The 20,904-nt window shown below is 36.3% G+C and carries 17 protein-coding genes; 12 read left to right on the forward strand and 5 right to left on the reverse strand.

The window, feature by feature from the left end; all coding sequences use genetic code 11:
• Positions 1-54: 54 nt before the first annotated feature.
• The 11 genes from B4F31_RS01275 to B4F31_RS01325 all read left to right on the forward strand — a co-directional run bounded on the left by B4F31_RS01275 (position 55) and on the right by B4F31_RS01325 (position 15,115).
• Positions 55-1,479 carry a hypothetical protein gene (locus tag B4F31_RS01275; protein ID WP_286760417.1) on the forward strand — a complete coding sequence of 475 codons (1,425 nt, stop codon included), beginning with the start codon at positions 55-57 and terminating at the stop codon, positions 1,477-1,479.
• Positions 1,476-2,552, forward strand: a complete 1,077-nt coding sequence (locus tag B4F31_RS01280) for a glycosyltransferase family 4 protein (protein WP_286760418.1) — start codon at positions 1,476-1,478, stop codon at positions 2,550-2,552. The genes B4F31_RS01275 and B4F31_RS01280 overlap by 4 nt, the downstream gene beginning before the upstream one ends.
• Positions 2,543-3,691, forward strand: coding sequence for a glycosyltransferase family 4 protein (locus B4F31_RS01285; RefSeq protein ID WP_286760419.1), 1,149 nt, complete (start codon positions 2,543-2,545; stop codon positions 3,689-3,691). Before B4F31_RS01280 ends, B4F31_RS01285 begins: the two co-directional genes overlap by 10 nt.
• A complete protein-coding gene (locus tag B4F31_RS01290; RefSeq protein ID WP_286760420.1) occupies positions 3,692-5,236 on the forward strand; it encodes a glycosyltransferase family 2 protein in 1,545 nt (514 codons plus the stop codon).
• Between the two features lie 9 nt (positions 5,237-5,245).
• Positions 5,246-6,241 (forward strand): glycosyltransferase family 2 protein, encoded by a 996-nt coding sequence (locus tag B4F31_RS01295; RefSeq protein ID WP_286760421.1) that lies wholly within the window; start codon positions 5,246-5,248, stop codon positions 6,239-6,241.
• Entirely contained in the window at positions 6,238-7,233 is a 996-nt protein-coding gene (locus B4F31_RS01300) for a glucosamine inositolphosphorylceramide transferase family protein (protein WP_286760422.1), read from the forward strand. The genes B4F31_RS01295 and B4F31_RS01300 overlap by 4 nt, the downstream gene beginning before the upstream one ends.
• 363 nt (positions 7,234-7,596) lie before the next feature.
• Positions 7,597-9,726 (forward strand): glycosyltransferase family 4 protein, encoded by a 2,130-nt coding sequence (locus B4F31_RS01305; RefSeq protein ID WP_286760423.1) that lies wholly within the window; start codon positions 7,597-7,599, stop codon positions 9,724-9,726.
• A gap of 144 nt (positions 9,727-9,870) precedes the next feature.
• Positions 9,871-11,190 carry an O-antigen ligase family protein gene (locus B4F31_RS01310; protein WP_286760424.1) on the forward strand — a complete coding sequence of 440 codons (1,320 nt, stop codon included), beginning with the start codon at positions 9,871-9,873 and terminating at the stop codon, positions 11,188-11,190.
• On the forward strand, positions 11,147-12,163 hold the full coding sequence (locus tag B4F31_RS01315) for a glycosyltransferase family 4 protein (RefSeq protein WP_286760425.1): 1,017 nt from the start codon (positions 11,147-11,149) through the stop codon (positions 12,161-12,163). Before B4F31_RS01310 ends, B4F31_RS01315 begins: the two co-directional genes overlap by 44 nt.
• An 87-nt stretch (positions 12,164-12,250) precedes the next feature.
• A complete protein-coding gene (locus B4F31_RS01320; protein WP_286760426.1) occupies positions 12,251-13,267 on the forward strand; it encodes a glycosyltransferase family 4 protein in 1,017 nt (338 codons plus the stop codon).
• A gap of 453 nt (positions 13,268-13,720) precedes the next feature.
• Positions 13,721-15,115, forward strand: a complete 1,395-nt coding sequence (locus tag B4F31_RS01325) for an exopolysaccharide biosynthesis polyprenyl glycosylphosphotransferase (RefSeq protein WP_286760427.1) — start codon at positions 13,721-13,723, stop codon at positions 15,113-15,115.
• 49 nt (positions 15,116-15,164) lie between these two features.
• On the opposite strand, the gene lnt is transcribed toward B4F31_RS01325, so the two are convergent.
• The gene (lnt, locus tag B4F31_RS01330; protein WP_286760428.1) at positions 15,165-16,757 is read right to left on the reverse strand and encodes an apolipoprotein N-acyltransferase; all 1,593 of its coding nucleotides are present in this window, start codon (positions 16,755-16,757) and stop codon (positions 15,165-15,167) included.
• A 248-nt stretch (positions 16,758-17,005) separates the two neighbouring features.
• Here lnt and B4F31_RS01335 point away from each other — a divergent pair, with 248 nt between their 5' ends.
• A complete protein-coding gene (locus B4F31_RS01335) occupies positions 17,006-17,764 on the forward strand; it encodes a CDP-alcohol phosphatidyltransferase family protein (protein ID WP_286760429.1) in 759 nt (252 codons plus the stop codon).
• A 139-nt stretch (positions 17,765-17,903) separates the two neighbouring features.
• On the opposite strand, the gene lptB is transcribed toward B4F31_RS01335, so the two are convergent.
• The 4 genes from lptB to B4F31_RS01355 are packed head-to-tail and all read right to left on the reverse strand — an operon-like array spanning position 17,904 to position 20,835.
• Positions 17,904-18,644 (reverse strand): LPS export ABC transporter ATP-binding protein, encoded by a 741-nt coding sequence (gene lptB / locus B4F31_RS01340; protein WP_075325973.1) that lies wholly within the window; start codon positions 18,642-18,644, stop codon positions 17,904-17,906.
• A gap of 45 nt (positions 18,645-18,689) precedes the next feature.
• Entirely contained in the window at positions 18,690-19,040 is a 351-nt protein-coding gene (locus tag B4F31_RS01345; RefSeq protein ID WP_075325974.1) for a carboxymuconolactone decarboxylase family protein, read from the reverse strand.
• A gap of 2 nt (positions 19,041-19,042) precedes the next feature.
• A complete protein-coding gene (gene tatC / locus B4F31_RS01350) occupies positions 19,043-19,870 on the reverse strand; it encodes a twin-arginine translocase subunit TatC (protein WP_075325975.1) in 828 nt (275 codons plus the stop codon).
• Positions 19,870-20,835, reverse strand: a complete 966-nt coding sequence (locus B4F31_RS01355; protein ID WP_286760430.1) for a KpsF/GutQ family sugar-phosphate isomerase — start codon at positions 20,833-20,835, stop codon at positions 19,870-19,872. The genes tatC and B4F31_RS01355 overlap by 1 nt, the downstream gene beginning before the upstream one ends.
• Between the last annotated feature and the right edge of the window lie 69 nt (positions 20,836-20,904).

The raw sequence follows: 20,904 nt of genomic DNA on the forward strand, positions 1-20,904 counted from the left end.
TTATATTTGAACACGAATTTAGCCTAATATTAGTGTAAATGCTTATTCAAGAAAATGACTAAAAAAATAGATTCCGATAACACTTTGGGCTTGGTGATTACTGACGGGGTTGGTTTTCGGAACTTTTTTTTAAGCGGTTTTTTAGAAGAAATAAAGTCAAAATTTAGGCAAATAATTATTTTTTCTGCGCTTCCCAGCTCAGTTTTCAACAAATTTGATCTTTCCGGTTGTGTGTTGGTGCATCTGGAAGATTATCGTGAATCAGGTTTTAACTGGTTTTTTAGAAAAACCAAGGAGCTAGCGCATCTTAAGAAAAATGCTGGGAATAATTTTGGGTTTCAGGATAATCTAAGAGCAAATTATACTGAATCAAATTCAAGAAGGGGTAAACTTGTTAGATTCGCCTATAAGCTCAGCGAGCGTTTTAATTCTGAGGAATCAATAGAGAGGTTCTACAGGCTTCAGCAAAAAAGTTTTGCAAATCATTCTTCAACTAAAACCTATAGAAAACTTCTAAGTCAGTATAAACCTGGTCTTCTTTTTTTTACTCATCAAAGACCTCCTTATATCGCCCCACTTTTATACGCGGCAGAAAAAGAAAGAATAAAAACTTGTAGCTTTATTTTTAGCTGGGATAATCTTGCTTCTAAAGGAAGAATGGCCGGTAATTTTGATCATTATTTGGTATGGAGTGAGTTGATGAAAAAGGAACTACTTCAGTTTTATAGTAGAATTTCAGAAAAACAGGTTCAAGTGGTGGGAACTCCACAGTTTGAACCTTATGTGATGCCAGAGTACAGTAGTACTAAAAATGAATTCCATAATCGGTTTGACCTGGATTCTGAAATGAAGACTATTTGCTTTAGTTGTGGTGATGTTTCAACCAGTGCAAACGATCCGTTATATATTGAAACCATAGCCGAGTCTTTAATAAAAAATGAAATTGGGAAAAAACTTAATTTTCTTGTAAGAACCTCCCCGGCAGAGGAACCGGAAAGATTTTCTTATTTACGGGAAAAATATCCGTTTATAAAGTGGAATTATCCCGCCTGGACCCAAAGCAGAAGTGATCATTCTGAAGCCTGGTCACAACGAATTCCTTCAACCAAAGATCTTCAAGACCTTAGAATGATTTTAGAATTTTCAGATTTGGGTATTAATATGTGTTCTACGATGAGCCTGGATTTTATGGTTTTCGATAAACCGGTGATAAATCCCGTTTTTGGTAATGAAAATAACGAGCTTTATAATGATCAACGTTTTTTGAAATATGCTCACTATAAAAAAGTGGTAGAAAGCGGTGCGGTTATAATAGCCAAAAATAAAAAGGAATTAATAGCAGGAATAAATACATATTTAGAAAAACCAGGCCTGCATTTCCAGGAACGCAAATCTTTATTAAAACTGCAAATAGGTAAACCTCTTAAGGGAACTAGTGCAGGGATTGCCGCTTCACTAAAACAACTTTCCACAGCTTGAAAAATTCAAAACATATAGCAGTAATTTGCAACTATGAATTAAAACCGGAAAGGATAGGCGGAATGGATCGCTTCTTTATAGCCTATGATCAGGCTTGTAAAGAAAAAGGTTATGAAGTAGATTGGTTTTTTAGTAACAGCCAGGTTCATTCTTTTTATAAAAAATTAAAGGTTTTTGCTTCTGAAGGAATTTCTGCAGAAAATCACTTTCTTGAATATTCAAAGGATTCAAAGCGGTATGATATTGTAATTACTCATTTCATTGCCTTATGTACACCATTTTTTCAGAAGTTAAAAAGTGAACAGGAAGCTTATATAATTGCAGTAGATCATAATCCAAGACCGCTTAATGGATTTCCTATTAAAAAGCAATTGAGAAATAAGATCAAGGGAGTTTTATACGCTAAGTATATTGATTGTTTCGTAGGAGTATCGAAATATACTGTTAATTGTATTTTAGATGATTACGGCAGCCATTTAAAAAGGAAGACGCTACTTGTTTATAACGGAATAAAAACTTCTTTATATGAAGAAAGAAAATCCGAAAATTTTGGAAAGATGATCGTGGCTTCTCATTTGAGAGAATCAAAAGGGATTCAGGATCTCATTGAGGCTGTGAATTTGTTGCCCGAAGAAAATAAAATCTTGCTTAAAATTGATATATATGGAGAAGGTCCGATGCAAAGGGAATTAGAACGGAAAGTAAGACTATATCGCTTGGAAAATCGTATCACTTTTAAAGGAAGTTCTGCTGAATTGCCTAATCAGTTGCAAGAATATTCTTTTTTATTGCAGCCTACTTATATGGAATGTTTTAGCCTATCTATATTGGAAGCTCTGGCGGCAAATCTACCGGTAATTACCACTTCGGTTGGTGGAAACCCTGAGATCATCAAAGAAGAAGAAAACGGATTTATTTTTAAAGCTGGAGATATACAAACTTTATCTACTGTTATAAACAAGGTTTTGCAAAAACAATATAGAATTGATAAGAAAGTAAACTTGTTGATTAAAGAGCAATTTTCCCTGGAAAGAATGGTAGAAGAACATATAAAATTGTTGCCATGCACATAGGATTTCTTACCCCTGAATACCCACACCCTAAATCTACATCATCGGGCGGACTCGGCACCAGTATTAAAAACCTGGCATCTTCTCTTGTCGCCGAAAATATAAAAGTAAGTGTATTCGTCTATGGGCAAAAAACATCACTCAGGTTTAAAGAGTACGATATTGAATTTCATTTTATAGAACAGCGAAAATATAAGTTTTTTGGATGGTACCTTTATAGAAAACATTTACAAGCCTATCTTAATACTGCGATAATTAAAAATAAAATTGATCTTATAGAAGCGCCAGACTGGACAGGGATCACTGCCTTTATGAAGTTTCCATGTCCGTTGATTATTCGAATGAATGGGTCTGATGCTTATTTCTGTGCCCTGGAATGTAGGAGACAGAAATTTAAAAATCGCTTTTTTGAAAATTCAGCATTAGGATCGACAGATGCTCTTGTTTCGGTAAGTAGTTTTACTGCAGAAAAAACCAGGGAAATATTTAAGTTAAAAAGGGATATAGAAGTTATTCCAAACAGTATTGAGGCAGACAAATTCTCAGGGGCTGAAGAAGTAGCGATTAAAAACAGAGTTTTATATTTTGGGACTCTTATAAGGAAAAAGGGGGTGTTGGAACTTGCCGGAATTTTTAATGAAGTAATTAATAGAAATTCGCAAGCAGAACTATTTCTTATTGGTAAAGATGTGGTAGATATTTTTGAAGATAAATCTACCCTGGAAATGTTTCAAGAAAGATTAAGTGTTGAAGCTGCAGACCAGGTTAAATATTTTCCTGAAGTAAGTTATTCAGAGATAAAAGAACATATCTCCAGGGCAGCTGTCATCGTTCTGCCCAGTTTTGCAGAGGCTTTACCGATGACCTGGCTGGAAGCTATGGCAATGGAGAAGCCACTGGTTACCTCAAATATTGGTTGGGCAAAAGAAGTAATGCTTAACGAGGTAACTGGATTTACTGAAGATCCTAAAGATCATAAAGCTTACGCTGAAAAAATCCTTTACTTGTTAGATAATCCTTGTGAAGCGGCTGAAATGGGTAAGGCCGCTAGAGATAGAGTGAAAAAGAAATTTTCAACTCAAGTAGTGGTTAAAAGAAATTTAGCCTTTTACAAGAAGATCGTTGAAAATGGAAAAATATAAATGTTTGATAAAATGGAACTAAAGCAATATCAAACGAAAGATGGAGAGTATTTACTCTATACAGGAGAACCTGATTTTAATCTTCTGGAAGAGTTAGTTTCGGGGCCTGGTGATCTATGGCACAGTTCGCTGACACAAGGTTATCAAGATATTTTTCCTGAACTGGTTTATCAAACAGCTGTGTTTTGGTTTTATTTAAACGATTTGCCTAACCTGAATTATTCTGTGAACTGGAGGATTAACCCACATAGTTTTGTGGTTAGAAAAAAAAGTTGGGAATTTTTTAATGGATTTAGTGAAGAATATTTTTCAGTATCTACCGCTGCCCTAGACCTTGGTTATAGGATGTTAAGGTTTGGCGGTGCCGTTCCGCTCTTTGTTGATGGACTTTTTTCAAGCGAAAATAATGACCCGATTATTTCTGCAGAAGATCGTTATTTATTTTTTCTGAAAAATTTTAAAAAGAGGCATAGTTGGTATATGTATCTGAGAGAATCTTTAACTGACCCAATAAGAGAATTTAAAGCTTTTAATAAATCAAGAAGAAAAGAATTTAAAAAGCCTAATCTAGTTAGTTTTCCATCAAAACCGCTTACTAAATTAATTGGTAAGCCAACTGTAGATGTAATTATTCCTACTATGTTTCGCCAGGATTATTCGTTGCAATTGCTGGAAGATTATAAACATCAAACTTATTTACCCAAACGAGTTATTGTTGTTGATGCTACACCAAAAGAAGAGAGAGACATAAGTTTGTATAAAAAATCAGATTATCCTTTTGAATTGATAATCAAATGGCAAAAATCTAAAGGAAGCTGTAAAGCCAGGAATGAGGCGATTGAACTGTGTAGATCAGATTATATAATTTTTGCAGATGATGATACACGAATCCTCTCGGATTTTGTTGAGAATCATCTTAGATTTCTACAAACTTATAAGGTTGAGGGTTGTACTGGATTGGATATTCAAGCCTCAGATTATCGTCAGGATTTAGATGATTTGCGTAGAATTTTGAAAGGAAAAGGGAGAGAACGCTATAAGGCAGGGGCTGCTCAAACCTTTAATAATGCGAATTCTTGCGTAAAGCGGGAGTGGGTAGAAGAAATTAAAGGAAATGATATTAATTTTGATGGAGGTTATGGAGAAGATGCTGACTTTGGTTTCAGGCTCATAAAAAATGGTATGCTATTAATGCTTAACCCTTATTCGGTTAACTTACATCTAAAACCACCCTCAGGGGGATATAGATTTTGGGGTTTTCAATCTTCAGTTTTAGGAAAGAAACGAAAAAGACAGCCCTGGGAGCTGGATAAGCCAGTAGGTAAAATTAGACCTGTACCAAGCCCCACAATTCTTTATGGAATTTTAAAGCATTTTAAGCCAGATCAGGTGAAGGAATATAAAAGGCGTTATCTCTTTTTGTACCTTTCCAAAGATTTTAAAAAAATACCGTTGCGTTTTGTTAATCTACCTTTTAAAATTCTACAGTTTAATAAAGCCATGTTTTATGCTCAAAACCTTATGAAAAGAGGGGAGCGCTTTTAATAGAATTTGATGAAAATCACTTTAATCGTTTGCACCTACCAGCGGCCGGGACCTTTGCTAACACTGCTTGGCTCAGTAGTAGAGCAAACTCTTTTTCCGAACCAAATTCTAATTATAGATGGTTCTAAGAATGATGAGACGCAAAAGGAACTTCAAGGATATTCTATTAAAAACCTGGTATACTTCAAGGTGGAAGAAGATAATCGGGGACTCACAAAGCAGCGAAATTTCGGTATAGAAAGAGTAGACACTTCTTCTGAAATTGTTTGTTTCCTGGATGATGATATTGTGGTTACTCCAACATATTTCCAAAATCTTTTAGATACTTACCAAAAATTTCCGGATGCCCTGGGAGTTGGGGGTTATATTAAAAATGAAGTAGAATGGATAAAAGATAAGGAGTTTATAAAATTTGATGATTTTGAATATGATGGATTTACAAGAAAATTGGGAAGCAGGCACTTACTTAGAAAGAAGCTAGGCTTACAGCCAGATGTTCCACCTGGTTACATGCCCGATTTTTCAAATGGTTATGCCACTGGATTTCTACCGCCTACCGGAAAAAACTATAAAGTAGAAAGTTTTATGGGAGGTGTGGCTTCCTACCGAAAAGAACTTTTTAATAGAATAAAATTTTCATCTTACTTTGAAGGCTATGGCCTTTACGAAGATATGGATTTTTGCCTGAGAGCTTCAAAAATAGGTCAGTTATACGTTAATACTGCAGCACAACTTTATCATCATCACAATGAATCTGGCCGTCCTAATCAATTTAAATACGGTAAAATGGTATTAAGGAATGGCTGGTATGTTTGGCGGGTAAAATATCCTTCACCGAGTTTAAAGTCGAAGATAAAATGGCACGCTACAGCTTTTTTGTTAACTTTAGTTCGATTCAGTAATGTCCTTAACACTTCACAAAGAAAAAAGGCTTTTACCGAGAGTCTGGGGCGAGTAGCAGGATGGTGGAGTTTACTCTGGAATAAACCGAAAAGTGATAAATGAGAAAATCTATAATTCAGTTTACCTTTATCGCATTTTGTTGTGGATTAATTATCCTTTTAATCTTTAATTATAGATATCCTTTTATAACTCCGGCCGTAGGAAATTGGTCAGTTGGTTATATGCAAACCCAAAAGTTCTTTCCTGCACCAAAATTGGACAAAAACAACATTTTTAGTTACAAAGAAATCGATGCTTTAATTCAAGAAGATATCGATTATATAGCTGATCCCTTTTTTATTCGGGATAGTTCAAAATTTTATCTTTTTACCGAGTTAAAGGGAAGAGGGAATGCCAATATTGCTTTGTTCTCCTCAAAGGATGGAAATAATTATCAATACCGGGGAATAGTTCTGGATGAAGATTTTCATCTTTCTTATCCGCAAGTCTTTAAATATAAGCATGAATATTATATGCTTCCGGAAGCAAAAGGCTCCGGAAATGTTTTATTATATAAAGCTAAAAGATTTCCTATGGAATGGGAAATATCAGATACATTGCTTAAAAATACTTCCATAAAGGATCCTTCAATTTTATTGAGTGATGAGCTAAATCTAATTGTTGGAGTAAACGATAATCTTGAACAGCTTTTCTTTACGGCTGATTCTTTAGAAGGAAAATGGAAAGAACACCCAAATTATAAATCAAGATGGGGTAATGAGAGTAGACCTGGAGGTCGATTTTTTAAAGTAGATGAAGAATGGTATTTGCCGGTTCAAAACAGAACGCTGGGATATGGAACCGGTATTTCAATACATAAACTAAACAACAATTCCGGGCAATTAAACTTAACTTTAGCCCACAAAATGTTTCTGGGTCCACAACTAGAAATTCCCTGGTTTAATCGGGGGATGCATCACCTTGATGTTCAGTCAAACGAAAAGGGATATTATATGGTGTACGATGGGGATAGAAACATAGATGGAGAAATGGCTTTTCAATATAAACGGACTTTAAAATTTAATTTTATAGATCTTTATAATTTTTTTCAATAAATGCGTTTCGCTGTAATCACATATATTCCCCATTCAATTCAAAATAATAGATACTACAGCTATACACCATATATTAGAGAGATGAATATATGGTTTCAGCAGGTAAATGAGATCTTGATACTTGCCCCTGAAAATAGTTTAAAACCAATAAATAATGAAGAAGCCTACAGAACTAGTAATCTAAATTTTTTCAAGGTTCCAGCTATAAGTTTTACAGGAATAGGAAAGGTTCTTACTTCATTAATAAAGTTACCTTATATTTTTTTTACTGTATTTAAAGTAATGCAGAAAGCAGATCATATCCATTTGCGCTGTCCGGGCAATATTAGTCTAATAGGATGTCTTCTGCAGATTTTTTTTCCGATGAAACCCAAGTCGGTAAAATATGCAGGAAACTGGGATCCCAAAGCAAAACAGCCATGGACTTACAGGCTTCAGAAGTGGATTTTAAGTGACAGGTTGTTGAGCAGGAACATTAAAGTCCTGGCTTATGGGAATTGGCCGAATCAGTCAGATAATATAGTCCCATTTTTTACCGCGAGTTTTTCGGAAAAGGGAAGAGAATCTCTTATTAAAAATTTTAAACAGCCCTATAAATTCATCTTCACGGGTAACCTGGTAAAAGGTAAGGGTATTTTTGAGGCTATAGACCTCATTGGAAGTCTAAAAAATAAGGGAGTGATTTCAGAACTTGATATCTATGGTGACGGAGTACTGGAAGATTCTTTAAGAGCCTATATTCAAAAGCAAGAACTCCAAAATCTCGTAAAACTAAGAGGTCGTAAAAGTCTGGAAGAATTAAAGCAGGCTTATAAAAAAGCACATTTTGTTGTTTTACTCTCAAAAAGCGAGGGTTGGCCCAAAGCCCTGGCGGAAGGAATGTGGTATGGTTGTATTCCCGTCGCTACACCAGTTAGTTGCGTGCCGTGGATGTTAAAAGCCCCCCCCGTCCCCGAAGGGGGAACTGGCGAAATTATACTTGCGAAAAGAGGGATTTTACTAAATAATATATATTCAATTAAATTTCAGAAAGGCCGTCAGTTCGAGTATTCCAACGGGAGTCGGAATATATCTAGAACAGGTTTTTCTGAAAAAGACTTGTCAGAAATAGTGAGCCTAATAGAAAATCCCGAAAAATTAAAAAAGATGTCTTTGGCTGCCCAGGAATGGAGTCAGCAATATACTTTAGAAAAATTTGAAAAGGCAATCCAGGAAGTTTTAGGAAAGCAACAACCCACAACCTACAACCGAGAACTCACAACCGAGAAATCGCAACCGACCACTCAGAATCGACAACCGATAATCGAGAACCCAGAACTCACAACCAACAACCAAGAACCCACAACCGAGAACCCACAACTGATAACTGACAACCCACAATCCACAACGGATAACATTCATCGAGAAACACCAAACAGGGAACCATTAAGAGTACTGCAATTAATAGATAGTTTACGCCCCGGTGGTGCAGAACGAATGGCAGTAAATACTGCAAATTCATTGGAATCATTCGTCAATGGATCGTTCTTATGTTGTACACGGCAGGAAGGTTTATTAAAAGAAGAATTAAAATCTGAAGTGGGGTATCTGTTTTTGAATAAAAAATCCAGTCTCGATCCAATAGCGATTCTAAAATTCACAAAATATATTCGTATGCATAAAATTAACATTATTCATGCTCATGGAACCTCCTGGTTTTTGGGAGTGTTGATAAAGTTATCGAGTAAATTAAAACTCGTATGGCACGATCATTATGGCGAAAGTGAAAACCTGGAAGCTAGAAGTATAACAGTTCTTAAACCGCTTTCGAAGTATTTTGATGGAATTATATCTGTAAATAAAGTTCTAAAAAGATGGGCAAAGAAAACATTGAAGACTAAGTCAGTGATTCATTTAAATAATTTTATTGTTGAAAATGGAATAAAAAATCCATTTCCTAAATTAAAAGGAGAAATTGACAGTTTTAAGATTATTTGTGTTGGTAATATAAGACCACAAAAAGATCATCATAATCTTTTGAGAGCTTTCGAAATAGCTGCGTCTTCTAACCGGATGATTAGTTTGCATTTAATAGGCGAAGATCCTGGCACTCCATACTCTAAAGCTGTGCTCGAAGAAATTTCTTCATCGGTAGCGGCTGATAGAATCTTTTTCTATGGAACTCAAAAGAATATTTCTAAAATGCTGGAGCAGGCAAACCTGGGAATTTTATCTTCTCGTTCAGAAGGTATGCCTTTGGCATTACTGGAATATGGAATGGCCGCTCTGCCGGTGGTATGCACGAATGTGGGCCAGATTCCAGAAGTAGTTGGAAACGCCGGAATTTTGGTGGATAGGAATAACTCCGAGGAACTTGCTCAGGCAATTTTAAGTTTTGCCGAAAATAAGGAACTTTGCTTACTTAAAGGAGCAGAACTAAAAAGTAAGATAAGTTCTCGATTTGGAGAAAATTCCTATAGATTAGATTTACTTAAATTCTACAATAGAATTTAATTTTATTCAAGCGATGTCTTATTGAAACAAGTGAGGAAATAAACAGGTTTTAGAATATTAAAACTTATTAATTGATTCTATACTGAGTATATAAAAGGAAACCCTATTAAAAAGCTAGAATACATAAACTATCTAAAATTATTATTGCTTCATCTTTTGATAGCAGTGGTGGTATATATGTATAGACCGGCAGGCCAGTTTTTATTATTCGGTACGCTAGGATTTTGGATAGTGTATGTTATTTTAAAAGAAAATAAAAATAATGAAGCCCTAATGGCTGCGGCCTATATTTCAGGGGCAGAGGTTTTTTATCGTATGACCGGTTCTATGGTCTTCTATGAAACCGGTAAATATTCTGTTATTTTGTTTCTTCTCATTGGAATGTTTTTCACGGGGACTTCTGTAAAAACAGTTTCGTATTGGTTATATCTTCTTATTCTCTTTCCTGGGGTAGTTGTCGCTTCATTTACCTTAGATTATGATGTGGTTTTTAGAAAAGCTATAGCCTTCAATCTCAGCGGCCCGGTGACTTTAGGAGTGTCAGCATTATACTGCTATTACAAGAAGATAACTAAAACTCAGTTTAATTATGTTTTGTTAATGCTCTTACTTCCGCTAATAGCAAATATGATCTATTTGTTTTTATATACGCCCAGTGTTGGAGAAGCCTTAATGAGTGGAACAAACTCTAATTATGCGACTTCCGGTGGCTATGGACCCAACCAGATTTCAACCGTGATGGGAATGGGAGCGATAATCCTGTTTACTAGATTTTTCCTGATAAAGAATAAAACTATCAACTTAATAGATATTGGACTATTGGCCTTAATGAGTTACCGTGCAATTATAACTTTCTCTAGGGGAGGGGTTTTAACTGCCGTTATTTGTATTTTAGCCTTTATTGCCGTTTATTTTTACAAACAGAATAGTAAGGAGCAGAGTAAGATTGTGTTTAAAATGGGGGTCTTTGGTGTTATAGGAATTATGATATGGTTGTTTACTGCTGTTAAAACTGAAGGGCTCATAGTTAATAGATATACAAATAGAGACGCAGCTGGAAGACTTGAAGATGATATCACCACAGGAAGAGCAGAACTTATTATTACCGAATTACAGGGGTTTTATTATAATCCCGTTATCGGGATTGGTGTGGGAAAGGGAAAAGGAATGCGAAGTGAAATGACCGGAACTGCTACTGCCTCTCATAATGAAATTAGCAGATTATTATCAGAACATGGCCTTTTGGGGCTAGTTGCTATTCTAATTCTTATCTTAGTTCCTATAATTTTCTGGACAAAGTTTAAGAACAATTATTATTTTTTGGCGTTCTTAGCATTTTGGTTTTTAACCATTAATCATTCGGCGATGCGAATTGCCCTACCGGGCTTTGTTTATGGATTGGCCTTATTATATATAGTAGATGACAAAAAGCATCCTGTACATAGGAAACGACTTACAGATTAATAGCTTTACGGCTACCTATATTTCTTTCTTTAGTAAAATGCTGCGCAAGGAAGGCTATAAGGTGAAAACGGCTTCTACGCGGAGTAATAAGGCGCTACGCTTAATCGAAATGCTCGGACTTATTGTTCGCTACCATAAAACTACCGATATAGTACTTATCGATACTTACGGGGCCATGAATTTTTACTACGCTTATCTTGTAGCTAAAACCTGCCAGGCATATCATGTAAAGTATATTCCCATTCTTCACGGCGGAAACCTGCCCGAACGTTTAAGCGCTACCAAAAAATACAGCAAGAGTCTCTTTGGAAAGGCGAAAATCAATATAGCGCCTTCCAAATTTTTGTACGATATTTTTAAGGCGGAAGGTTTTCATAATACCAAAATTATTCCGAATGCAATTCAGATGGAAAATTATCCCTTTAAAAAACGGGAAGATTTTCAGCCTAAATTATTGTGGGTTAGACGATTTCAGAAACGCTATAATCCGGTAATGGCTTTAGAAGTGCTTTTATTGCTGAAAAAAGACTATCCAAACGCCAAACTTTGTATGGTGGGGCCCGATAAAGATGGGACGATGAAAACCTGTAAGAAGTTTGCCGCCAAAAATCAACTTGACATTGAATTTACAGGGAAATTGAAGAAAAAAGCCTGGGCAAAACTTTCAAAAGACTACGATTTCTTTATCAATACTACAAATATAGATAATACACCAATTAGCGTTATTGAAGCGATGAGCCTGGGACTGGCAGTGGTTTCTACCAACGTTGGAGGGATGCCTGTGCTAATTAAAAATAATGATGTTGGTGTCCTGGTGCCGGTAAATAATGCCCAAAATATGGCTTCCGAAATTGATAAGCTGATAAAACACCCCGAAAAGGCACAATCCCTTACCGAAAATGCCCGAAAAAAAGTTCAAAATTTTGCTTGGGAGAAAGTAAAATCCGATTGGAACAGGGTGCTGAATTCATAAAACCAGCAAAAAGTTAGACCTCCAAAATCACTAATAAGGGAATTATAATTTTGTCCCTTTCCGACATTGGGTTAAAAGTAGCAACAAATGAAAAACCTGCTTTATATTGGTAATGAACTGGAAGACCGGGGCGGGGCGCCTACCTCTATAGATAAATTATCCCCATTATTAAGAAATGAAGGTTTTGAAGTAAAAACCTTCTCTTCTCATAAGAACCAGGTGCTGAGGTTATCTGAAATGCTTACTTCTATAATTAAGAATAAATCCTGGGCAGATTATGTTTTAATTGACACTTACAGCACGCGAAATTTCTGGTATGCGGTGCTCACAGCCCAACTCTGTAGAAATTTGCAGCTTGATTATATTTTGCTTCTCCACGGTGGGGAGCTTCCGCTGAGATTAAAAAAGAATCTTCAATTATCTGCTTCTTTATTTAAGAATGCAAAACTGAATATCGCTCCTTCACGCTATCTTTTTGAGGTATTTCAAAAAGCAGGATTTACTAATCTAAAATACATTCCGAATTCTATTTTTCTAAAAGATTACCCATTTAAATCCAGAAAAGTTTTAAAACCAAAACTGCTTTGGGTGCGCGCTTTTGCTGAAATTTATAATCCAATGCTTGCCTTAAAGGTTCTGGAAGAATTATTAATCGAATATCCTGAAGCCGAACTCTGTATGGTTGGACCCAATAAGGATAGTTCTTATAAAGAATGCGTGAATTATGCTGAAAAAAATAAGTTACCGGTAAAATTCACCGGCAAACTTACTAAACCAGAATGGATCGCACTTTCAGAAGAATATGACATTTTTCTTAATACCACGAACATAGATAACACACCGGTAAGTTTAATAGAGGCCATGGCGCTCGGAATACCAATCGTTTCTACAAATATTGGAGGAATTCTTTATTTGCTTCAACATGAAGAAACCGGGATACTGGTTCCGCCCGATGATGAATCTGCTATGTTAAGTGCTATTAGAAAATTAGTTGGGGACCAGGATTTAGCCAAAAAACTTAGCAGGCATGCCCGACGGCAGTCGGAAAAATTCGATTGGGAAATTGTAAAAGAGAATTGGAAAGAAGTTTTGCTTTCTGAATGAGATTTTATTGCTTAAAATTATGCCGTTCCGCTAGAGCTCTTTCTGACACCCATTTGTACTTTAAATATATTAGCTTCGCTGAGACTCTTAATTTCAAAAAAAGAAACTATTAGAAAAGAAAATCAAGGCGTCATCCTGATTTTATTTCAGGATCTAAATTGATCTAAGTTAATATCACCTTAAAAGTCAGAATGGTTCCTGCCTTTCCTCTCAACTCGTTCCTACGAGCGCCCCGAATACGTTTCGACAGATTGATTCAGTCGTTCCTTCATAGCAATGACGTTTCTTTCATTATTTCATTTGAAAAATATTAGTGTATTCGTGGGTTTAAAAAGGGAGGAGGTAAGACATCTGGTCTGAGGCAATATTAACCCGGAATCCATCCGTATTTTCCTCTATTAAAAGTGGTAGAAATCAAAAAAATTCTATCTTTAGCCCGTAAGTAGGTAAGCTATGTCCCAACGGCCACTTGTACATTTTGAAATCTCTGAGCGTAAGGTATTACTGCGTTTGTTAGACTCGCTTTGTATTTTAACCTGCCTCAGCCTGATAGGAATTATCTTTGAATTCGATTATTTTAGAATAGATTCCCAAAACTGGTACTGGACCCTGGTTTTACTCCTTTATTTTAACCTTTTTGCCAGTATTTTTGAACTTTATGATCTTCAAAAAGCTTCCAATTTCGATAGCGTTTTACAAAATTCATTGTTAAGCTCCGGGGCTACGGTTTTATTCTATATGCTTACGCCTTTTTTAACACCCAGTCTTCCGGAAAATCGCTTGCAAATTCTCTTTTTCTTCCTCGCAATTTTAATTCCGCTGCTATTATGGCGCCTTGTTTATATTACTCTAATTTCTTCCCCTCGATTTTATAAACGGGTCCTGGTGGTAGGCAATTCTTTTGATATAAACCTTATCAGCTCCGATCTTCAAAAATCTGACCCTAACTACGTGGTGGTAGGTTATATTAAAACCGAAGACCGTATTTCTTCAGAAATAGATGAGGATAAACTAATTCGGTTTGAAATTAAAGATCTTACCGAAGCTATAAAAGAGCACCATATAAACGAAATTGTGGTAGCCAGTGGCTACAAAGAAGGTTTGATGCTGCCATTGTACAACCAGTTAAGTGTTTTGCTGAAAGCAGGATTTCCTATTAAAGATTATACGCAGGTTTATGAGGAAATAACCCAGCGAATTCCCGTGCAGCACGTAGATAAGGATTTTTACCGATATTTTCCTTTTAGCCGAAGTAATCAGAATAAATTTTATCAATTTTTCTTTAGAATATTCGATATTATTATTGCGATAATAGGACTAACTTTTTTGCTACTGATGTTTCCAATTATTTTAATAGCCAACTTTCTGGGTAACCGTGGATCTCTTTTTTATAGGCAGGAAAGAATTGGTAAATATGGAGAAGTTTTTAGGATTTTGAAGTTAAGGACTATGGTGAAAGATGCCGAACCTAACGGACCTCAATATGCCCAAAAAAACGATTTACGCACTACTCGCTTTGGAAAGTTTTTAAGAAGGTCTCGTCTAGATGAAATCCCACAATTTTATAATGTATTAAAAGGTGAAATGAGCCTGATAGGGCCAAGACCGGAAAGGCCGGTTTTTGTGAATGAATTATCTGAAGTAATCCCTTTTTACGAAACGCGACACGTGGTAAAACCGGGTTTAACCGGTTGGGCACAGGTAAAAGCAGATTATGGGAATTGCCATACCGATAGCCTGGTAAAACTTCAGTATGATCTCTATTACATAAAACACCGTGGGATTTTTCTTGATCTGAATATTATCCTGAAAACCTTAAGTACGGTAATTTTCTTCCGGGGACAATAGTTTAGCTGGCAGTCTTCAGTATTCAGTAGGCAGTTGCAGGAAACAGTATCTAGGTGGGACGGTTTCTTTTGTATTTCACTATCGCGAACAGGAAAATAAACAAAGCCAGGAATTGGGCCACTCTCGCTAAATAATCTCCATATTCTACGTAAAAAGTTTTTTCTGAGTTAAGATGAATATCAGCTTTGATACTTCCTTGTTCCTCATAACCCAGGCTTTTTGTGATTTCTCCTTTTTGATTGATAAATGCTGAAATCCCAGTATTTGCACTTCGCACTACATCGCGACGGGTCTCGATGGCACGTAATTTAGCATAACTAAGATGCTGTTTGTGTCCTTGTGAGTTTCCCCACCAGGCATCGTTGGTAATAATGCTGAGAAAATCTGCGCCATTTACTACATATCCTGTTACATATTCTCCATAAACAGATTCGTAGCAAATAATGGGGCCTGTAGCCCAATTATTATTTAAAGCGAAAACTTCCCGGTCTTCCTGTGTGGTCTTCATCGCTACGGTGCCGCCCAGATCTATCATAACATCACCTAAAATAGGTTTCAGAATTTCCTGGTAAGGAAAGTTCTCTACGCCAACTACGAGTTTAGATTTATGATAAAGCTGTGGAATATCTTCCGAATTCATTAAAAAAGCCGAATTATAATCGTCGTACCAGTCGTTTGGTCCTAATTGATTGCTTTGTTCTCTAACTTTTGCCGGATCACGGAATCTTTCATAAAAAGAAATCCCACTGAGAAAATTAGTCTGAGGGTAATTATTTATTAATTGTCTTGAGAAAAATGCTGCTTCAGATTGTTCAAAATTTGGAAGTACGGTTCCATCGGCAAAAACGGTTTCAGGAGCTAGAATAAGTTTAGTATTCTCACTCACTTTTTCTTCACTGAGTTTCAGTAGTAACTCGCCAATTCTAGTATCGTTGGTGTTATATTTTTCGGTATACGGATTAATATTAGGCTGTAGGATTACCACTTCTATCGTTTCTCCTTTTTCCTCAATTTGACTTAACAGGAAATAGGAAATTCCAATCGGAATTAGAATCAATATGGCAATTTTGAAGATGCCGCGGTAAATAAAATCTTTATCCTTGAATTCTTTGTAAAGCAAAACAGCTTTAAAGCAAGCGATATTGGCCAGCCAAACCCAAAGTGTGCCACCAAAGGTTCCTGTATATTCATACCACTGCACCCAGTTTTGGAATTCAGAAAAAGCATTTCCCAGGTTTAACCAGGGCCAGGAAAATTCCCAGGCGAGATGCAGTTTTTCAAAAACCATCCAAATACTAACCAAAAAGGCCGATGCAGCGCTAAATCCGGTACGTTTTGCTACAATATGATAGAGCAAAAATACCAACGCCATAAGGAGGGAATTGACCAAAACTGCAAAGGCACCGCCAAAAGCGGTAGAAAAATAGAGCCAGTATGTTGTAATGAGATTCCAGAGGAAAAAGCTTAAATAAGCCAAGCCAAGCACCCTCCATTTAACATATTTCTTTTTTGAATTTCTAACTTTAAATTCGGCGTAGAGTAGTGGCACAAAGGCAAAAAATAAAAGTAGCGGAAAGCCATAAGTTGGCCAGGCAAATGCTAATAAAAGTCCGCTTGAAATTGCGTAAAGGAGGTTTTTCATACTCAGGAAATTCTATTCAAAAATAACAAACTATTATATTTTTAATGGATACTTCGTAATTTCTTTGAAGTTAAAGCTTTTGTAATCATTGCGGCTAGAAGAAAAAATCGAGTATTGTAAATACAGAGCGTAGAAATAATATTTTGATTTTGAGGCATACCGACGGGATATCTAAATCTCGATTATCGAGAAAAAAACTTGTAGAAACAGGTGGCAATTGATTAGTTTAGTGTTTCAGAAATCAATCTATGAGCATAAAAAGACATATTCCGAATTTAATTACGCTTTTAAATCTTCTCTGCGGAACCATCGCGGTTATTTTCGCTGTACAGGGGAGTCTCATTATGGCCGCTATTTTTGTAGCCGGAGGAATTTTCTTCGATTTTTTTGATGGGCTTGCAGCCAGAAGCTTAAAAGTTTCCAGTGATATTGGGTTGCAACTTGATTCTTTAGCCGATGTTGTTACCAGTGGAGTAGTGCCGGGAATTGTAATGTATCAATTGCTGGATAACGCCTTGCCGGGAAATTCGGGGGTAGAAAACACGGGTTGGGAAGTGAATACCGGTTGGTGGGATTGGAATTTTAATACGCTTGCTTTAATTGGTTTGCTCATTTCTTTAGCCTCGGCTTACAGACTGGCGAAATTCAATGTAGATGATCGTCAAACCGATTCATTTATTGGCGTTCCCACTCCGGCAAATGCACTACTGGTTTTAAGTTTTCCACTTATTTTAACTTATCAACCCGATAGTTTTTTAACCGGTTTAATTTTAAATGAATGGTTTTTAATTGCTATTACGCTTCTTAGTTGTTATCTCTTAAATGCCGAAATAAAACTTTTTGCCCTTAAATTTAAAAACTGGGGATTTGCCGATAATAAAGTACGATACTTCTTTCTTTTATTATGTTTGGTGTTAATCCTGGTATTTCAGTTTGTAGCCGTACCCTTAATTATTTTGAGTTATGTGATTTTATCGGTGGTTTTTCCGAAGAAAGAGGAGGTATGATAAAGGTTTTTAATGTAGGTATACTTTTTATATTTTATTCTTAACGCAGATCGTATCGTCACCCTGAACTGGTTTCAGGGTATAGGTTGTTTCGTAATAGATGCTGAAACAAGTTCAGCATGACGTTCTTTTGTAGTTTTTACTTAAATAACTTCTTTTTTCTTAACTCAAAGTTTTGTCCTAGGTAAACTTTTCTCACCATTTCGTCTTCGGCGAGTTCTTCGGGTTGGCCGTGCTTTAGGATGCTTCCTTCAAACATCAGGTAAGTTCTGTCGGTAATCGCCAGGGTTTCCTGCACGTTGTGATCGGTAATAAGAATCCCGATATTTTTATCCTTTAACTGTGCTACAATTCTTTGAATATCTTCTACAGCAACGGGATCTACGCCGGCAAAAGGTTCGTCGAGAAGAATAAAGTTAGGATCGGTTGCGAGGGCACGGGCAATTTCGGTACGGCGGCGCTCTCCACCACTTAAAAGGTCACCACGGTTTTTTCGAATATGGCCTAAACCGAATTCTTCAATTAGGGTTTCCATTTTATGGTGACGCTCTTCTTTAGAAAGATCGGTGAGTTCCAGTACACTCATAATATTGTCCTCAATACTAAGTTTTCTGAAAACCGAAGCTTCCTGGGCTAAATATCCAATCCCGTGCTGTGCTCTTTTGTACATTGGATATTTAGTGATATTAACCTGGTCTAAAACAATTTTTCCGGAATTTGGCTTTATTAGACCCACAATCATATAAAAAGAAGTGGTTTTACCGGCACCGTTTGGTCCCAGTAATCCAACAATTTCTCCCTGGTTTACTTCCAGCGAGATTCCTTTTACAACTTCTTTTCCTTTATAGGCTTTAACTAAATTCTCGGCGCGTAATTTCATTCAAATAGCATTTTAGAGCTAAGTTACATTTTTTATGCCAGCCTGTTATTCTTTAGATTCCTCTAAGGCTTCCCAGTATTCGTGGGCACGACGCAGATGAGGGATTACAATTGTACCTCCAATTAAAGTTCCAATACTCAGGGTTTCCATAACCTGCTCTCGGGATAAACCTTCTTTGTAACTGGATTCTAAGTGGTATTTTACACAATCGTCGCAACGTAAAACTAATGAGGCAACAAGGCCTAATAATTCTTTTGTTTTTTTATCTACCGCGCCTTCTGTAAAAGCGTTGGTATCTAAATTAAAAATCCTTTTGAGTACTTTATTGTTCTCACCAAGAATTTTATCATTCATCTGCTGACGGTAAGCATTGAATTCGTCAACTTTATTAATCATAGCTATTTTTTATTAAATTTTCTTTGTTCTTGTTTGTAGATTACTTTTGAAATAATAATACTTACTTCATAAAGTATCAATACCGGAATTGCCACAATTATCTGGCTAACAATATCTGGAGGGGTGATTATTGCTGAAAGAATTAGCACAATTACCAAAGCATATTTTCGGTATTTTTTTAGGAATTGTGGCGTTACCACTCCAACCCTGGTAAGGAAATAAATCACAATAGGGAGTTCAAAAATAAGTCCGCTGGCTAGTACTGAAGCTCTAACCAAACCTATATAACTACCCAAATCAAAATCGTTGAAAACCGTTTCACTTACCTGATATTTTCCCAGGAAATTTATAGATAATGGAGTAACCACATAGTAACCAAAAATTACTCCTATAAAAAATAACAGGGAAGTAATAAATATAAATCCTTTGGCGTGTTTACGTTCATTATCGTGCATTGCCGGGGCCACAAATAGCCAAAACTGGTATATTACATAGGGAAATGCAATAATAAATCCTGCGGTTATAGAGGTCCAGACGTGGGCTGAAAATTGCCCGCCCATGGTTCTACTTTGAATTCTAAACGGCATCTCGTCAAAACAGAAACCGGCATCTAATCCAAGCGAAGTAGAAATTCGGCAAAGAATATCATAAGAGAAAAAATCGCCTCTACTGGGTCCAAAAAGTAATACGTCAAAGATAAATCCCTTTAAAAGAAAAGCTATAGAGCCTGCTACAACAATTGCTACAACAGATCTTATTAGATGCCATCTTAAATCTTCTAAATGGTCCAAAAAGGACATCTCTGGTTCAGGGGTGCCAATTTGCTTCATTATAAAATTCCTTCTCGAATTAGGTTATGTATATGTACTACACCCGCGTAGGTTTGGTTATCCAGGGCAAGTAACTGGGATATTTTATTTTCTTCCAGCATTTCTAAAGCGTCTACCGCCAGGGAATCGTGGTCTATGGTTTTTGGCGCGGGACTCATAATATCTCTTGCTGTAAGATTTTTGAATTCGGTATTGTTCTTAAGCATTCGCCTAATATCTCCATCGGTGATTATACCAATAATTTTATTGTTTTCAATTACTGCGGTAACTCCAAGCATTTTTTCTGAAATTTCTATTATTGCATCGGTAACTGAAGTTTCTGGTGAAACCTGGGGTTTCATATTTTGTGCGGTAATATCACTCACTCTCAAGTAAAGTTTTTTGCCAAGCGAACCACCGGGATGGTATTTTGCAAAATCTTTTCTTGAAAATCCTTTCAGTTTTAACAGACAAATTGCCAAAGCATCCCCCATTACCATTTGTGCCGTTGTACTGGTAGTAGGTGCAAGGTTATTTGGGCAGGCTTCTTTTTCTACATAAGAATTCAATACATAGTCAGATTCCCTTCCAAGAAAAGATTCTTTATCGGCCGTAATTCCTATAAGTAGATTGTTGAAATCTTTAATATAAGGTACCAGTACTTTTATTTCAGGGCTATTTCCGCTTTTAGAAATACAAATTACTACATCGTCTTTTTGTATGGTTCCCAGGTCTCCGTGAATAGCGTCTGCAGCGTGCATAAAAATTGCAGGTGTGCCGGTAGAATTAAGTGTAGCTACTATTTTTGTAGCAATTACGGCACTTTTTCCTATGCCGGTTACAATTACCCTTCCTTTAGCTTTATATATTTTTTCTACGGCTTCGGCAAACTCACTATCAATAAAATTTTCCAGGTTTGCAATTGCTTTGGCCTCAATGGAAATGGTTTCTTTTGCAGCAATAAGGATTTTTTCCTTCAGTTTCAAATTTAGATAAAATTAAGGATTGTGAGTTTAAAGAAATATGTATCTTTAGTTATGCAAATGTATGTAAAA

This window comes from Salegentibacter sp. UBA1130, from assembly GCF_002311535.1.
In the GTDB taxonomy this organism is placed as follows: domain Bacteria; phylum Bacteroidota; class Bacteroidia; order Flavobacteriales; family Flavobacteriaceae; genus Salegentibacter; species Salegentibacter agarivorans.

Excerpts from the sequence above, each read along its gene's own strand:
- B4F31_RS01275 (WP_286760417.1), top strand. The coding sequence starts at position 55 with ATGACTAAAAAAATAGATTCCGATAACACTTTGGGCTTGGTGATTACT.
- B4F31_RS01285 (WP_286760419.1), top strand. The coding sequence starts at position 2,543 with ATGCACATAGGATTTCTTACCCCTGAATACCCACACCCTAAATCTACA.
- B4F31_RS01290 (WP_286760420.1), top strand. The coding sequence starts at position 3,692 with ATGTTTGATAAAATGGAACTAAAGCAATATCAAACGAAAGATGGAGAG.
- B4F31_RS01295 (WP_286760421.1), top strand. The coding sequence starts at position 5,246 with ATGAAAATCACTTTAATCGTTTGCACCTACCAGCGGCCGGGACCTTTG.
- B4F31_RS01300 (WP_286760422.1), top strand. The coding sequence starts at position 6,238 with ATGAGAAAATCTATAATTCAGTTTACCTTTATCGCATTTTGTTGTGGA.
- B4F31_RS01305 (WP_286760423.1), top strand. The coding sequence starts at position 7,597 with ATGAAACCCAAGTCGGTAAAATATGCAGGAAACTGGGATCCCAAAGCA.
- B4F31_RS01315 (WP_286760425.1), top strand. The coding sequence starts at position 11,147 with ATGACAAAAAGCATCCTGTACATAGGAAACGACTTACAGATTAATAGC.
- B4F31_RS01320 (WP_286760426.1), top strand. The coding sequence starts at position 12,251 with ATGAAAAACCTGCTTTATATTGGTAATGAACTGGAAGACCGGGGCGGG.
- B4F31_RS01325 (WP_286760427.1), top strand. The coding sequence starts at position 13,721 with ATGTCCCAACGGCCACTTGTACATTTTGAAATCTCTGAGCGTAAGGTA.
- lnt (WP_286760428.1), bottom strand. The coding sequence starts at position 16,757 with ATGAAAAACCTCCTTTACGCAATTTCAAGCGGACTTTTATTAGCATTT.
- B4F31_RS01335 (WP_286760429.1), top strand. The coding sequence starts at position 17,006 with ATGAGCATAAAAAGACATATTCCGAATTTAATTACGCTTTTAAATCTT.
- lptB (WP_075325973.1), bottom strand. The coding sequence starts at position 18,644 with ATGAAATTACGCGCCGAGAATTTAGTTAAAGCCTATAAAGGAAAAGAA.
- B4F31_RS01345 (WP_075325974.1), bottom strand. The coding sequence starts at position 19,040 with ATGATTAATAAAGTTGACGAATTCAATGCTTACCGTCAGCAGATGAAT.
- tatC (WP_075325975.1), bottom strand. The coding sequence starts at position 19,870 with ATGAAGCAAATTGGCACCCCTGAACCAGAGATGTCCTTTTTGGACCAT.